Raw genomic sequence first — 15,612 nt, 5'->3', positions numbered from 1 at the left:
ATTTATGTGTTTCTATTAATGACCAACTGCAACCAATTCCTTAATAGGAGGTACGAAAGTCGTCAAATCGATTCCTTCAACGGCTGTTTTGTATTCATCAATGCTTGGAATTCTTCCCATAACAGCTGATAAAACAACTACCGGAGTTGAAGCCAATAAAGATTCTCCTTTTTTACGTTCAGAATCTTCCACTACTCTTCCCTGGAAGAGACGGGTAGAAGTTGCTAAAACGGTATCTCCTTTTTCAGCTTTTTCCTGGTTACCCATACAAAGGTTACATCCTGGACGTTCTAGGTACATCATATTTTCATATTGAGTACGGGCTTCTCCTTTTGGGGCCGCATCGTTGAATTCAAAACCTGAATATTTTTCCAGTAATTCCCAGTCACCTTCAGCTTTTAATTCATCAATAATGTTATACGTAGGAGCTGCTACCACCAATGGAGCCTGGAATTCTACTTTACCATTTTGCTTTTCAAGATTTCTCAACATCTGAGAAACGATTTTTAAATCTCCTTTGTGAACCATACAAGAACCTACAAAACCAAGGTCAACTTTTTTCTCCCCTCCGTAGTAGGTAAGGTCTCTGATGGTATCGTGCGTATATCTTTTAGAAACATCTTCGTTGTTGACATCCGGGTCAGCAATCATCGGTTCTACGATGGCATCAAGATCAACTACTACTTCTGCATAATATTTAGCATTGGCATCAGGAGTTAAAGCTGGTTTTTCACCACTTCTGATTTCTGCAATTCTCTTATCTGCTTTTTCAATTAATCCTTTAAGAACCTGATTGTGGTTATCCATTCCTTTGTCAATCATGATCTGGATTCTGCTTTTCGCAATTTCCAAAGATTGAATTAAAGTATCGTCTTCAGAAATACAGATAGAAGCTTTAGCTTTCATCTCTGCAGTCCAGTCTGTGAATGTAAATGCCTGGTCAGCCGGAAGTGTTCCGATATGAACTTCGATAATTCTTCCCTGGAATACGTTTTCACCATCAAATTGTTTCAACATCTGAGCCTGAGTTGCGTGAACTACATCACGGAAATCCATATGCTCTTTCATTTCTCCTTTGAAAGTCACCTTCACAGATTCAGGAATCGGCATTGAAGCTTCACCAGTTGCCAAAGCTAAAGCAACTGTTCCAGAGTCGGCTCCGAACGCAACTCCTTTAGACATTCTTGTGTGAGAGTCACCTCCGATGATGATTGCCCATTCGTCAACCGTAATATCGTTAAGAACTTTGTGAATAACGTCTGTCATAGAATGATATTCACCTTTCGGGTCACGAGCCGTGATTACTCCGAAATCGTTCATGAATTTCATTAATTTAGGAATATTCGTTTGTGCTTTTTTATCCCAAACTGAAGCGGTGTGGCATCCTGATTGGTAAGCTCCGTCTACGATTGGAGAAATCACCGTTGCAGCCATTGATTCCAGTTCCTGAGCAGTCATCAAACCTGTCGTGTCCTGAGAACCAACGATATTTACTTCCACACGAACGTCTGAACCTGCGTGAAGAACTTTTCCTGGTGTAACTCCTACCGCATTTCTGTTGAAGATTTTTTCAACGGCAGTAAGTCCTTGTCCTTCAATAGAAATCTCTTTAGAAGGAGCGAAAACTGTCGGAGGAATAATTCCTAAAGTTTTTGCAGCAAACGTCTGGATTTTTTTACCAAATACGATGGCATAAGAGCCTCCTGCCTTGATAAATTCTAATTTTTGAGGAGTAAATGATTTTGAAATGTCTTTCAGTTCTTTATCTCCGTTATATAATTTTTTAGTTTTTGTATTAATGGTAAGAACAGTTCCTGTAGCTACAGAATAAGCTTCTTCCAATACTGGTTCTCCTTTTTCGTTTCTTACTAATTCTCCGTTAGCATCGTATTTTTTAACCCAGTTCTGAAGATCGATTCCGATACCTCCGGTTACATCAACTGTTGTCAGGAAAATTGGAGAAATACCATTTGTTCCTCCTACGATTGGAGCAATATTGACGAAAGGCACGTAAGGACTTGCCTGTTTCCCTGTCCAAAGAGCAACGTTGTTTACTCCGGACATACGGGAAGAACCAACCCCCATTGTTCCTTTTTCAGCGATCAGCATTACGCTTGCATCAGGATGTTTTGCCTGTAAAGCTTTGATTTCTTCCTGAGCTTGAGGAGTAATCATACATTTTCCGTGCAGTTCACGGTCTGATCTTGAGTGAGCCTGATTACCCGGAGAAAGTAAATCCGTAGAAATGTCACCTTCACCCGCGATGAAAGTTACTACTTTAATTTCCTCAGCAACTTCAGGAAGTTTAGTAAAGAACTCAGCTTGTGCATAGCTTTCAAGAATTTCTTTTGCAATTTCATTACCGCTTTCATAGGCTTCTTTCAAACGGTGGGTATCCGCATCATAAAGGAAAACCTGAGTTTTAAGAACTTTTGCAGCTTCCTGAGCGATAGCAGCATCATTACCTAAAGCTAAATCCAACAATACTTCGATTGATTTACCTCCTTTCATATGGGATAATAATTCGAAGGCGAAAGCGGGAGAAATTTCTTCTACTACAGATTCGCCAAGAATAATCTCTTTCAAAAACTGAGCTTTTACACCTGCAGCACTTGTCGTTCCCGGTAGCGTGTTATAAATGAAAAAATTAAGAGAATCAGCCCTGTATTCATTAGCTGTATCTTTAATTTGTGCGATGATTTCGCTTAATAATTCTGAACTGTCAATTGGTTTTGGATGCAGCCCCTGGTTTTTTCTTTCTGCAATTTCTTGGATGTAATCCTGATACATATTCATAATAATACAAGTCTTTTCAATCTTATAGGCAGATTATAACAGAGTCAGATCTTGATTTTAGCAATTTTAGAGATGAACTGAATATAATCTGTGTTAATTTTTTAAGGAGTTTGGGTATAATATTTGATGAAAAACATACTCAAAGAATATTGTTTTTATAACCTTATGTCAGAAATTATTCTTAATAATGTTTTTATATTGTCAAACACTTAAAAATGTTCCCAAAATTACGAATTTTTAAAATTTTATGAGAATTAATTTATTTAGATTCTTTATAAATATGTTTTTTAAATAATCTATTATATTTTGATCTTCAAAGTATTTGAGTTTGGTAATCTTTTTAAAATGTTAAAAATATGCGTATTTTAGTATCACAAAAACTTACCATGAAAAATATTTATCAACTCTTTGCAGTATTTCTGTTTAGTGCTGTTCTTTCGCAATCCAGTCGCGTTACTTCACAAAGCGAAGCGAAATTTCCCGGAACAACACAGTTTGCTAGATCAAATTCTAATCGTACTGATTTGGTATCGTTATACGGAGATATTCCCTTGCTCATTCCCAAAAGAGAAAATGGTAAAGTAGGTTATGTTAATCAGAAAGGACAGATGGTGATTCCTGCAGAATTTTACATCGCTATGTTTTTTGCAGAAGATTGTAATCTGCTTAATTCTCCGAATGAAAGTGTTAGAAAATATGGGAGTAAGGAGTATGCGACGGTAGAGAAAGATCAGGTTTCTTATAGGATTGATACTTATGGAAAAAAAGTGTACCGGTATAAAGATTCGGATTTAGGAAAGTGTAAAAATACTTATGTAAAGCAAAAATACGGAGTTTATAAGGATAAATATCTTTTCGGACTTGGAGATAATAATCTTTACAAAAACTCTAAAGTTACTTTTAAATTCCAGATTCCTCCTCAATACGAAATGCTGTATGTTTTGGAAGGCAATGATCTGGAAAATCCTATGATCGTGGCTGTTGCTAATAATAAATTTGGTGTGATCAATAAAGATAATAAAATCATTATTCCTTTTGAATATGAAGATATTAAACTGAACTACAGCTGGAAGCTTGGAGGGATGTTTGATGTTACTAAAGATGGTAAAACGTATTACTATGTAGACGTGAGAAACAAAAAATATTGAAATAATCTATCCATAAGCAGAAAAAACCATACTTTTGCAGTTGAAATAAAGGGGTGCTGTAGCAGGCTGAGATTATACCCAACGAACCTAGAACGGGTAATGCTGTTTAGGGAATTCAGCTTCAGGGCTGAAACTGTATAATATCTTATCAATCCCCTTTTATTCATTAAATTTTAAAAATTTATAGAATGAAAGGATTATTTTTTTTAGGGCTTAGCGTAGGCTCTTTTGCTTTTTTACAGGCACAAAATTCCGATTCCTTGAAAATAAAGGAAATTGAAGCTGTCAATTTTACCAAGAGACTTCCGGTCGCCAAAGAGATTATTAATGTTCAGAAAGATTTAGACAGCAAAAATCTTGGTCAGGATTTACCTATTTTACTCAAAAATCAAACCTCTATCATTTCTACCTCAGATGCTGGAAACGGTGTCGGTTACACAGGATTTAGAATTCGTGGAGTTTCGGGAACGGCAATCAACGTAATGATGAATGGAGTTCCGTACAACGATTCCGAAAGTCAGGGTACATTTTTTGTAAATGTTCCAGATTTAACAAGTTCTGCATCTCAGATTTTAATTCAGAGAGGAGTAGGAACATCGAATAACGGGTCTGCGGCGTTTGGCGCAAGTATTAATGTGATTTCAAGAGATCCTGAAGAAAAGTTTTATTTTAAAACAGATGACAGTTACGGTTCATTCAATACGTATAAGTATTCTGCAGAAATAGGTTCCGGGAAATTCTGGGGAAACCATCTTTCGGTGATGGGGCGTTATACGCATATCAATTCTGATGGCTATATCGACAGAGCTTTTTCTAAGCTGGATTCTTACAACTTTACGGCTTTATATGAAGAAGGAAAAACAAGAATCCGCTTAATGGCTTTTGGTGGGAAGGAGAAAACGTATCAGGCTTGGAATGGAATTGACCGTGAAACCTGGGAGACGAATCCGAAATTTAACCCGTCCGGAGCTATTTATGACTCAGGGTGGGGAAACATCATTGGGTTTTATGATAATGAAACCGATAATTACAGGCAAAACCATTACCAGTTGCTTTGGGAGCAGAAGTTCAATGAGAAGTGGAATTTAGAAACGACATTACACTATACAAAAGGAAAGGGGTATTACGAAAATTACAAACAGGGCGATCCTTTTGCGAGATATAACTTGCCTGATGTAAATGGTGAACAATACTCCGATTTCATTAGAAAAAAATGGCTGAATAACGATTTTTACGGTATGGTTTCTACGCTATACGGAAAGTTGGGGAATGTTGATGTAAACTTCGGAGCTGTAGCCAATCAATATTATGGGAGACATTATGGAAACGTAACCGGAGTTTTTCTTCCTCAGATTGATGAGCACGAATATTACAGAGGCCGTTCTGTGAAAAATGAAGTTTCAGGTTTTGCAAAAGCTCTGGTAAGAGTTAATGACTTTGAATTTTTTGGAGATCTGCAGCTTAGAAATGTAGACTATGATACCAAAATAATCACTGCTGGAGATGATGAGGGAGCCAATCTTAATAAAAACTGGTTATTTTTTAATCCAAAAGTCGGAGCTAATTATAAAATAGAAAACGGGAAAGTTTTTGTTTCCTACGCGCATGCACACCGTGAACCAAACAGAGATGATTTGTTGGCCAACAATGATGTGAAGGCAGAAAAACTTCATGATTTTGAAGCTGGTTTTGAAAGACAGTTCGGAATTGTATCGTTTACGGCTAACCTCTACTATATGTATTATGTGAATCAATTGGTCTTGAATGGCGAATTGAATAACGTAGGAGCTTTTATCAGAACCAATTCAGGAAAAAGCTACAGAAGCGGAATTGAATTAGGAGCATTGGCAAAACTTTCAAAACAATTGGAGATTACGGGAAATGTGAGTTTCAGTAACAACAGGAATTTAGATTTTAGGATAGAAAATGATACGGAGGTGAAAAATCTTGGAAATACACAAATTTCCTTTTCGCCGGATATTATCACAAACTTGGGGCTGAAATTCAGTCCAAATAAAAATTTCCAGTTTGCTTTGATGAATCAGTATGTGGGGAAACAATATCTTGATAATTCCGAAGATAAGAATTTGCAACTGAAAGATTACCTTTTAACTGATTTTAATGCTCAGTATCAATTTACCATTGCTCATAATGAAGTTGCTTTGAAACTTTTGGTAAATAATATTTTCAATAAGAAATATGTAAATAATGGAGCAGTTTGGGATGGTAATCCTTATTATTTTTCACAGGCGGGAACCAATTTTATGTTTGGTGTAAGCTGGAAAATCCATTAATAAATTGGCTATATTTAACGTAATTATATAGTAAAAAGTAAAAGTTAGATTTTTTGAGACTGCTTCGGCAGTCTTTTTTGTTTTTAATCAATTTTAGGCTTAAAAATTATGAAAAATATAAAATATAAAATTCAAAGAGATCCTGTTTTTGATGTGTTTAAATGGTCTTTTTTCAATTGAAATCTAAATATAATAAGCATAATGATGAGAATTGATTAATAAATTCAGAAAAATAAGCTTTTTGAGAATCTTTTTTTATAATGAAAAATGCTTCAAGAAGTCAGGGAAAAGTTATAAATTTGCCACCAAATGAATATTTCAGCATACATTTTAGAGTACTTAAAACAGTTTGGAAGCGTTGTGGTTCCGGGCTTTGGTGTGTTTTCTTTAGAAAATTCAAAGGCAATTATCAATTCAGATAACGGAAGTATTCTGCCTCCTGCAAGTCAGATCGCTTTCAATCTGGATTACGAAATTCAGTCTGAAGAATTAGCTGCTTTTATTGCTGCTCAAAAGCAAATGTCATTGGGAGCTTCTAAGAGTGATTTGAAGATTCAGACCGATTTTTGGAAGAAGAAACTTCAGGCAGATCAGGTGTTGGAAATCCAGAATTTAGGAAAGCTTTCCCTACATGATGATCAGATTAGTTTCAGCGGAAATCGTCTTGAAAATGACCGCCCTGATTTTTACGGATTGGAAGAAATCAGAATTTCAGATATTAAAAACTCTGAAAAAAAGGAAAAATCGGTAGAACCTAAAAAAGATTATACATTCAATAAATCTATTCTTTGGACATTTCTTGTGGTAGTTCCCGTAGTAGGAATTGCTTATCTGGGATATTCCCAGCAAGAACTTATTTTCGGGAAAAAGTCTTTTGACAGTGTTTCTGTGCAGACTAAAACAAAGAGAATAGAGAAAACAGTTCCTGTAAAAGTAGATTCTGCAACCACGAAAATTTCAGATAGTTTGAAAAAAGACTCTTTAAGAAAAGATTCTATCATAAAACCAGCTGTTGGGAAAATTAAAACAGCTTCAAAACCTAAATCAAAATGGCAAAAATAAAAAAAGCGTCGGAGTCTTTGACGGTGATGACGAATATTGTACTTCCCAATGATACCAATCAGCTGAGAAACCTTTTTGGTGGAGAATTACTGGCAAGAATGGACCGGTGTGCTTCTATCTCTGCAACCAGACATTGTGAAAGAAGAGTGGTAACGGCGTCTGTAAATCACGTGTCTTTTGATTATCCTATTCCTGAAGGAGGGATTGTTGTGATGGAATCTAAAGTTTCAAGAGCTTTTTCCACGTCAATGGAAATCTATGTAGATGTTTGGTTAGATGATCCGATTAATCAGAAAAAGATCCATACCAATTCAGGGATTTATACTTTCGTGGCAGTGGATGAATTCAACAGACCCATTCCAATTCCGGCAATGGAACCTGAAACTGAACTTGAAAAGGATCGTTTTGCGGCTGCATTAAGAAGAAAAGAATTGTCATTGATTCTTTCAGGAAGAATGAAACCTTCGGAATCCGTAGAATTAAAGAAGCTATTCCAAGAAGCTTAAATAGTCTCTTTTAAAGAAAGACCACATAAAATTAATGTAATGATTACAGATAGGACCGACAAAAATATTTGTCGGTTTTTTATTGCTTTTTTTCTGGAGGTTTCCAAAAAATCGCTTTCCATTCCAAATGCCTTTTGCGGATATGTGATAATTAATCCTATGAAAAATAATAGAATTGCATTAAGACCGACTTCCAGCCACAAAAACATTTTACTTCCAAAACCATCTGGCTCTCCGGAAGAATAGTGAATGGGAATAATTTCCTTAATAGAGGGAAACTTAACAGCTAAAAAAACACTGTAGCCAGTCAATAACAATATGGAAAGCCCGAAAATAAACTTATGTAACTTCATAAGATGAGAAAATTGAAAAATTCTATCCTGCAAAAGTGGTTTCTCGATCTCTGAAACTTACCTTTGCAACAACAAATATAAAGAATTATGTCTTCTATGAGAATTTTACTCCTCGATAAAAATCATCCGCTTATTACTGAACAGCTTTTGGCTAAAAACTGTACCCTGGAAGAAGATTTTACGTCTTCTTATGATGAGGTTTGCAGTAAAATTGAGAATTATGACGGAGTGATTATAAGAAGCAGAATTCCTTTGGATAAGAACTTTTTAGAAAAGGCAAAAAACCTGAAATTCATCGCAAGAGTAGGAGCGGGAATGGAAAATATTGATATTCCTGTTGCTGAAATATTAGGAATACAGCTGATTAATTCTCCTGAAGGAAATAGGGATTCTGTGGCAGAACATGTGGTCGGAATGCTGTTGATTTTAATGAACCGTCTTTTTATCGCTTCCCAGGAAGTAAAAAATGGAATCTGGCTTCGTGAAGAAAACAGAGGAGATGAACTTCTTGGTAAAACGGTGGGTTTAATCGGGTATGGAAATATGGGAAAAGCAACGGCAAAAAGACTTTCCGGGTTTGGATGTAAAGTTATTTTCCATGATATTCTTCCCAATCTTTCCGATAAATATGCAACCCAGGTTTCTTTGGATGAATTAAAAGAAAAAGCTGAGGTTTTAAGTTTACATATCCCATTAACTTCTGAAACGCATTATCTAATAGATTCAACATTTATTGCAGAAATGAAAAATGAATTTTATTTTGTGAATACTGCGAGAGGAAAAAATGTGCAAACTAAAAGTTTAGTTGACGCAATTGAATCAGGGAAGGTAAAAGGAGCCTGTCTGGATGTGCTGGAATATGAGAAATCTTCTTTTGAGAATATAGAATCTGAAAATGATACCCTTCAGTATTTGCTGAATTCTGAAAAAGCAATTGTAACACCACATATCGCCGGATGGACACACCAGAGCAAAGAAAAACTGGCGCAGGTGATTGTAGATAAAATCGTAGCTTCGTTTTTATAGGAAGTTTGATTTATGTTAAATAAGTCTTAATATATCACTGATATTTAATATTTTCTTAGGGTTTTATTAAATTGCCACTCATTTTAGAAATTCATGAAGAAGCTTAGTTTTGTACTTATTTCCGCCCTGTTTTTTGGTGTTATATCCTGTCAAAAGAAAGAAGAAAAGCAGTCTGAACCTGTTTATACTTCCAATCTGCCTAATTATGGGAAGGTAGATTTAGACCATGTTTTTACTGATGAAGATAAAGTTCTTTCAGATAAGAATACCATCACTCAGTATATTGATCAGTACTATCAGAAGGTTTGGGAAAAAGGAAATCTGAGCGGTGGAATTTTGGTTGCAAAAGGAGATGAAATACTGTACGAAAACTACAGAGGTTTCGGAAGGGAAGGGAATCAAATGCCTATTGACAAAAATACACCTTTGCATGTCGCTTCGGTTTCAAAGACCATGACGGCAATGGCGATGATGAAATTAATAGAAGCCGGAAAAATAAAACTGTCTGATCACCTGACTGATTTTTTTCCAGGATTTCCTTATCCCAATGTGACGGTTCAGACTTTACTGGATCAGAGAAGCGGACTGCCGAAATACGAATATTTTATCACAAAAATAAAACCGGAACCTGCTGAATTATCCAAGCCATTTATAACCAATCAGGATGTATTGAACATGATCATTAAATATAAACCTGATTTGGCAAGAGATACTGATACCGGGTTTATGTACTGCAACACCAATTTTGCTTTACTGGCATTAGTGATTGAAAAAGTAACAAAAACACCTTTTCCGCAGGCTATGAAAGAAATGGTCTTTGCGCCACTGAAAATGAAGAATACCTATATTTTTCAGGAAAAGGATATTCCGACAGCTTCTCAGTCGTTTTATTTTGGAGGGAATAAATTATATCCTTTAGATCGGTTAGATCTTATCTATGGAGATAAGAATGTATACACTACACCAAGAGATCTTTTCAACTTTTCAAAAGCAATGTTTTCAAAGGATTTCTTAAAGCCTGAATTAATGAAGATGGTTTTCGAGCCCTACAGCAATGAAAAATTCGGGATGAATAATTATGGCTTAGGTTTTAGAATGAAGATTTTTGATAACGGAGAAAAGCTGACGTATCACAACGGATGGTGGCATGGTTCTAATTCGGTTTTTGCTCATTTGCTGAAATCTAAAGTCACGATTGTTGCTATTGGTAATAAATATTCGGGAAGAGTTTATACAGCATTGGCTTTATCTGGCTTATTTGAAAATTTTCCACAGCAAAAAGCGAAATTACATACGGTGATGAACGATAATAAAGATTCTTTGAACGGAGGAAATGAAGTTTTTGGAGAATAATGTTTACTTTTGTTCAAACGTATTCATGAAAAGATTTTTTTTATTATTCGTTGCTGCTTTTCTTTTGCATTCATGTGCAAGATTGGGTTCTCCTATCGGAGGGCCAAAAGATTCTTTAGCACCGAAGTTTCTAAGTTCCAATATTGATACCACAAGAATTAACGTTCCCAGAGATATTAAGGAGCTGAGAATCGATTTTGACGAATATATTACCTTAAAGGACATTAATAAGAACCTGAGTATTTCGCCACCTATTAGAAATATTAAGAAAATTCTTCCTTCCAATATTGCGAATAAATTTCTTTTGATTCAGTGGACGGATACTTTACAGGCAAATACCACCTATAATTTTAATTTCGGAAATGCAATAGCAGATAATAACGAAGGAAATATTTTAAAATATTTCAATTTTGCCTTTTCTACCGGAGAAAAAATAGATGATTTATATATCAGTGGAGAAATAAAAGATGCTCTTTCCACTAAAAAAAGCTCGGGGGAAAACAAAATGGTTGTCGGTCTTTTTCAGGTAAAAGATACCATGAATTACAGACAGAAACCTTATTATATTACTAAAGTAGATGATGACGGATATTATGAACTTAATTATTTGTCACCGGGTAAATATAAAATTGTAGCTTTTGAGGATGAGAATGGAAACTCAGTATATGATCCGGGTAAAGAAAAAATAGGTTTTCAGAAAGAGGCTATCGATTTTTCAAAATCAATATCAGGTCTGAATCTTAAAATTTATCCTTCTAAAAAACCGCTTAAGTATATTGAAACGAAAGAAATGCCGGGAGGGGTTACCATGACTTTTGAAGGGCATCCTGAAAATGTGAAAGTAAATCCTTTGAGTGAGAAACTTAAAGATATAAAAATTACGCATACTCCGAAATCAGATTCTGTAAAAATATGGTTTGATGCTGTGAAAAGTGATGTTGGACAGAATGTAACTGAGAATTTAAAATTTAAGTATGATGCTGGGATAAAAGACAGTGCTTTAACCACTTCATTATTCTATAAGTATAATCCGAAGAATAAAATGACCATTTCTAACGGAAATGCCCTTTTACCACCGAAATCAGACCTTACTATTGTTTCAAATTTTATAATCAATTCAATTGAGCCTGAAAAATGGATATTGAAAAAAGATAGTACGGTAACCCAGGAATTTAAAGCCAGGATTTCTGAGACTAATCCTTATCATGTGTTGGTGACTTCTAATTTTGAAGCTGGGAAAAAATATCAGTTTACGATCCCAAGTAAAACGATTTCTTCATTCTATGATAAGATAGGAGATCCTTACCGTCTTGATTTTGAAGCGGATAAAGTTGAAAACTACGGAAGCTTGGCATTCAGGCTTACCAATGCTCCTACTGCTGATTATTGGATTCAGTTGCTGGATTCTTCCGATAAAGTATTGTATCAGAAATATACAAAAGGAGATTATGTAAAGTTTGATATTTTAAAGCCGGGCGAATATATCGTAAGGATTCTTGTTGATAATAACGGAAATAAGTTTTGGGACGAAGCAGATTTGGAAAAAGAAATTTTTGCGGAAGATGCTTATGTATATTATAAACAGGCAATCGTAAGACCATTATGGGATTCCAATGAAGACTGGGATTTAAAAGATACAAGAACATTGGACAGTCCTAAATCTTCTACGAATAAAACTACAGCCCCGACCGAGGCTAAAGCTACGGAACTTAACGGAACTAATAGCACAACGGTACCAACTACAACTAAACCTATTAAGTCTGATAGAGGGATTTTAACTCCTGTAAAATAAATAATCATGGCAACTGTAAAGAAAATATTGTTTTGGGTGCTTGTCGGGTTTGTTCTCATTCAGTTTATACCGATTGATAAAACGAATGTTGCTGTTAAAAGTTCAGTCAACTTTGTGGATGTTAAAAAAACACCAGCTAAAATCAGGACTCTAATTAAGTCAGCATGCTATGACTGTCATTCGAATGAAACAGTGTATCCTAAATATGCTTATTTTGCACCTATTTCATGGTCAATTAAAAGTCATATTAATGAAGGACGGGAACATCTTAATTTTTCGGTCTGGGAGACTTATAACAAAGATTTGAAAAAAAGTATGCTTGATAAATCTATTCAAACCATTCAAAGCAAAGCCATGCCTTTACCGGGATATATGGTTTATCATAAAGAGGCTAATTTATCAGATGCAGAAAGAGCGCTACTGGTGAAATATTTTGAAGAAATGATTAAAACTAATTCTTATTAAGAAACAAAAAATCGCAGATATTTCTGCGATTCTTTTATATAGATTGTGAATATTTTTCAAAAAAGATTTTCTGAGAATCGAAGGCGATTTCTTGAAGATCAAGTTCCTTCAAAGGTACCCAGAGGGCTTCAGAAATTTCGGAGAGTTCTAGATTTACTTCAAACTTTTCCGAAACATGATATTCGTAAAAAAGATCGATCGTATTATAATCAATTTCTTTGTATTGATAAATATTAGGAAGGCTTGTAAGGTATTTTAAATTTGAGGAATCAATACTTATCTGGAGCTCCTCAAAAAGTTCTCTTTTACACGTTTCTTCTGCACTTTCTTTTGGGTCTACAAATCCTCCTGCTAAATCTAATTTCCCCTTTTTAGGTTCTCTGTTTCGTCTTGTTAAATAGATTTCGTCACCACATCTTATCACAACTGCTACTGCTCCGGCTACGTTATTATATAATGTAAAACCACATTCAGGGCAGCTCCATTTCTTTTCATTATTCCACTGTAAGGATTCTTTGCCGCAGCTAGGGCAGTATTTCAATAGCTTCATTGCGTAATGTTGATGTTTCTCGGGTGATAATTTAATATGACATCCCGAAGTTCCTCCGTTTTCAAATGGGTATAAATTTCAGTCGTGGTAATGCTTGAATGACCAAGCATTTCCTGAATGTAACGCAAATCAGCTCCGTTTTGTAAGAGGTGGGTAGCAAAAGAATGTCGGAATGTATGAGGCGAAATCTTTTTGTTAACCCCTGCTTTATCCGTTAATTCTTTGATGATCAAAAATACAATTACCCTTGACATGGAGGTTCCTCTGCTGTTTAAGAAAAGGCAATCTTCATGCTTTTTATTGATCTTGTTTTTGGAACGGACATCCTGAATGTAGTTTTTTAATAACTCGGCAGTGTAGTCTGCCAAAGGAACAAGTCTAGTTTTATCTCCTTTTCCTGTTACTTTAATGAATTTTTCAGTAAAGTTGATATTAGAAATCTTTAATTCAATAAGCTCAGAAACACGAAGTCCGCATCCATAAAGAACCTCAATGATACATTGGTTTCTTTTACCCAGATCGGTTGAAACTTCTATAGCGTTAATGATTTTATTAATATCAGGAAGGCTTAATGTATCCGGAAGGTATAGTCCCAATTTAGGGCCTTCAAGTAATGTTGCCGGATTGTCTTCTCTTATTTCGTCCTCTACTAAATATTTGAAAAAAGCCTTTATGGAAGAAATCCATCTGGCCTGAGATCTTTCGCTAAATTTTTGTTTTGAAAGTAAGAATATGTATTGCTGAATATCTTCATAGCTTATAACATCCGGGCCAATATTGTCAAGACTTTCTTCACTATATTCTTTTAATTTTTTGATGTCCCGTATATAGGCGTCGAGGGTATTTTCTGAAAAATTCCTCTCGAACCGAAGAAAAATTTCAAAATCTTTAATTTTTTCCTGCCAAGTCATTTGTGTTTTATTTTTTTAGTTCAACATCGGATATCTGCTCTATCTCTATATTATGATTTTTTAAAAATGATATTCCGTCATCGTCAGAATATTCATTAACATATACTAATTTCGTAATTCCCGCCTGCAAAATCAGTTTACTGCATTCTTTGCATGGTGAAAGTGTTAAATATAATGTTGCTCCCTTGGCTGATTGTGTTGAGGCTGCAAGTTTCAATATAGCATTAGCTTCGGCATGCAGTACATACCAATGCGTTTTGCCTTCCTCATTTTCACAGCAATTCTCAAACCCGGAAGGAGTGCCATTGTATCCGTCAGAAATGATCATTCTGTCTTTTACAATCAGAGCTCCTACCTGTTTTCTCTTACAGTAAGAAAGCTTTGCCCATTCCTGAGCCATTTTTAGATAAGCTTTGTCAAACTTATTCATACAGCAGCATTATATATTTTCGAAATAATTTTAAATACTATTAAAAACTAGGTTTCCTTTTTTCAATAAAGGCAGAAACCCCTTCTTTTTTGTCTTCCATTTCAAAAAGCTCTCCGAAGGACTTGATTTCGGTTTCAAAACCTTTGTCTGTATCAGATAAATTTACAGCTTGTATTGCTTTTGATATCGCCATTGGAGAATTGTTAGCAATCGTGTTCGCCAGCTCTTTAGTTTTTGTTAAAAGTTGTTCAATAGGAAAAACTTCATTCACTAATCCTATTTCTTTAGCTCTTTGTGCCGGAATCATTTTAGCAGAGAAAATAATCTCATTTGCCAAACCTTTTCCTACTAATTTGGGAAGTCTCTGAGTTCCTCCATATCCGGGAATTAAACCTAAGGTAACCTCAGGAAGCCCTAATTTTGCATTTTCGGAAGCATATCTGATATGACAAGCCATTGCGAGTTCTAAACCACCACCTAAAGCAAAACCATTTACAGCTGCAATTACCGGTTTAGATAAGTTTTCAATTTTATTAAACAATGAATTTTGTCCGTTTCTTGCCAGCTCTTCTGCTTTTTCCTGTCCAAAATCACTAAACTCTTTAATATCAGCACCTGCAACAAATGATTTTTCTCCGCTTCCGGTAATAATAACTGCTCTGCAAGTTGCTTCAGAATTTAATTGATCTAATGCTGTACTGATTTCCTGAATAGTCTTTGCATTTAAGGCATTTAAGCTTTCAGGCCTATTTATAGTGATGATTGATATTCTTTCTTCTCTTTGTAATAATATGTTTTCGTAGTTCATTTTTAGCCTTGTAATATTATCTTCCGCAAATTATAATTTTTTTACACATAAAAGGAAAAAATATTAACTTTTTTTCCTTTTATGTTGATTAATTGTTAATGTAAAGCTCTTATTTATT

14 protein-coding genes are annotated in these 15,612 nt (G+C 35.1%); 8 read left to right on the top strand and 6 right to left on the bottom strand.

What is annotated here, in order from left to right:
* Nucleotides 1–15 precede the first annotated feature (15 nt).
* A complete protein-coding gene (locus tag P0Y62_12045; protein ID WEK68581.1) occupies nucleotides 16–2,796 on the bottom strand; it encodes a bifunctional aconitate hydratase 2/2-methylisocitrate dehydratase in 2,781 nt (926 codons plus the stop codon).
* 356 nt (nucleotides 2,797–3,152) lie between these two features.
* On the opposite strand from P0Y62_12045, the gene P0Y62_12040 reads away from it, so the two are divergent.
* The 4 genes from P0Y62_12040 (at nucleotide 3,153) to P0Y62_12025 (ending at nucleotide 7,806) form a co-directional block, all read left to right on the top strand.
* Nucleotides 3,153–3,944: a WG repeat-containing protein gene (locus tag P0Y62_12040; GenBank protein ID WEK68580.1), complete on the top strand. Its 792-nt coding sequence runs from the start codon at nucleotides 3,153–3,155 to the stop codon at nucleotides 3,942–3,944.
* Nucleotides 3,945–4,132: 188 nt separating this feature from the next.
* The gene (locus tag P0Y62_12035) at nucleotides 4,133–6,238 is read left to right on the top strand and encodes a TonB-dependent receptor (protein WEK68579.1); all 2,106 of its coding nucleotides are present in this window, start codon (nucleotides 4,133–4,135) and stop codon (nucleotides 6,236–6,238) included.
* Nucleotides 6,239–6,547: 309 nt separating this feature from the next.
* Complete coding sequence (locus P0Y62_12030) at nucleotides 6,548–7,300, top strand: hypothetical protein (GenBank protein WEK68578.1); 753 nt, start codon at nucleotides 6,548–6,550, stop codon at nucleotides 7,298–7,300.
* Nucleotides 7,288–7,806 carry an acyl-CoA thioesterase gene (locus tag P0Y62_12025; protein WEK68577.1) on the top strand — a complete coding sequence of 173 codons (519 nt, stop codon included), beginning with the start codon at nucleotides 7,288–7,290 and terminating at the stop codon, nucleotides 7,804–7,806. The genes P0Y62_12030 and P0Y62_12025 overlap by 13 nt, the downstream gene beginning before the upstream one ends.
* Here the strand turns inward: P0Y62_12025 and P0Y62_12020 are convergent.
* The gene (locus tag P0Y62_12020; GenBank protein ID WEK68576.1) at nucleotides 7,803–8,159 is read right to left on the bottom strand and encodes a DUF1648 domain-containing protein; all 357 of its coding nucleotides are present in this window, start codon (nucleotides 8,157–8,159) and stop codon (nucleotides 7,803–7,805) included. The genes P0Y62_12025 and P0Y62_12020 overlap by 4 nt on opposite strands.
* A 96-nt stretch (nucleotides 8,160–8,255) precedes the next feature.
* Here P0Y62_12020 and P0Y62_12015 point away from each other — a divergent pair, with 96 nt between their 5' ends.
* From P0Y62_12015 to P0Y62_12000, 4 genes are all read left to right on the top strand, one after another.
* Nucleotides 8,256–9,185 (top strand): 2-hydroxyacid dehydrogenase, encoded by a 930-nt coding sequence (locus tag P0Y62_12015; protein WEK68575.1) that lies wholly within the window; start codon nucleotides 8,256–8,258, stop codon nucleotides 9,183–9,185.
* 93 nt (nucleotides 9,186–9,278) lie between these two features.
* A complete protein-coding gene (locus tag P0Y62_12010; GenBank protein ID WEK68574.1) occupies nucleotides 9,279–10,538 on the top strand; it encodes a serine hydrolase in 1,260 nt (419 codons plus the stop codon).
* Between the two features lie 25 nt (nucleotides 10,539–10,563).
* The gene (locus P0Y62_12005; protein ID WEK68573.1) at nucleotides 10,564–12,330 is read left to right on the top strand and encodes an Ig-like domain-containing protein; all 1,767 of its coding nucleotides are present in this window, start codon (nucleotides 10,564–10,566) and stop codon (nucleotides 12,328–12,330) included.
* A 6-nt stretch (nucleotides 12,331–12,336) separates the two neighbouring features.
* Nucleotides 12,337–12,795: a heme-binding domain-containing protein gene (locus P0Y62_12000; GenBank protein WEK68572.1), complete on the top strand. Its 459-nt coding sequence runs from the start codon at nucleotides 12,337–12,339 to the stop codon at nucleotides 12,793–12,795.
* Between the two features lie 34 nt (nucleotides 12,796–12,829).
* Here P0Y62_12000 and P0Y62_11995 read toward each other — a convergent pair whose 3' ends face one another.
* The 4 genes from P0Y62_11995 to P0Y62_11980 are packed head-to-tail and all read right to left on the bottom strand — an operon-like array spanning nucleotide 12,830 to nucleotide 15,494.
* Nucleotides 12,830–13,345, bottom strand: coding sequence for an NUDIX domain-containing protein (locus P0Y62_11995; protein ID WEK68571.1), 516 nt, complete (start codon nucleotides 13,343–13,345; stop codon nucleotides 12,830–12,832).
* Nucleotides 13,342–14,256 (bottom strand): site-specific tyrosine recombinase XerD, encoded by a 915-nt coding sequence (xerD, locus tag P0Y62_11990; GenBank protein ID WEK68570.1) that lies wholly within the window; start codon nucleotides 14,254–14,256, stop codon nucleotides 13,342–13,344. Before xerD ends, P0Y62_11995 begins: the two co-directional genes overlap by 4 nt.
* Before the next feature lie 7 nt (nucleotides 14,257–14,263).
* Nucleotides 14,264–14,686 (bottom strand): dCMP deaminase family protein, encoded by a 423-nt coding sequence (locus P0Y62_11985; protein WEK68569.1) that lies wholly within the window; start codon nucleotides 14,684–14,686, stop codon nucleotides 14,264–14,266.
* 40 nt (nucleotides 14,687–14,726) lie between these two features.
* Nucleotides 14,727–15,494 carry an enoyl-CoA hydratase-related protein gene (locus tag P0Y62_11980; GenBank protein ID WEK68568.1) on the bottom strand — a complete coding sequence of 256 codons (768 nt, stop codon included), beginning with the start codon at nucleotides 15,492–15,494 and terminating at the stop codon, nucleotides 14,727–14,729.
* Between the last annotated feature and the right edge of the window lie 118 nt (nucleotides 15,495–15,612).

The organism is Candidatus Chryseobacterium colombiense, assembly GCA_029203185.1.
GTDB lineage: Bacteria > Bacteroidota > Bacteroidia > Flavobacteriales > Weeksellaceae > Chryseobacterium > Chryseobacterium colombiense.
Note: the sequence above shows the minus strand (reverse complement) of the source record. Positions and strands in the feature narration are given on the sequence as shown.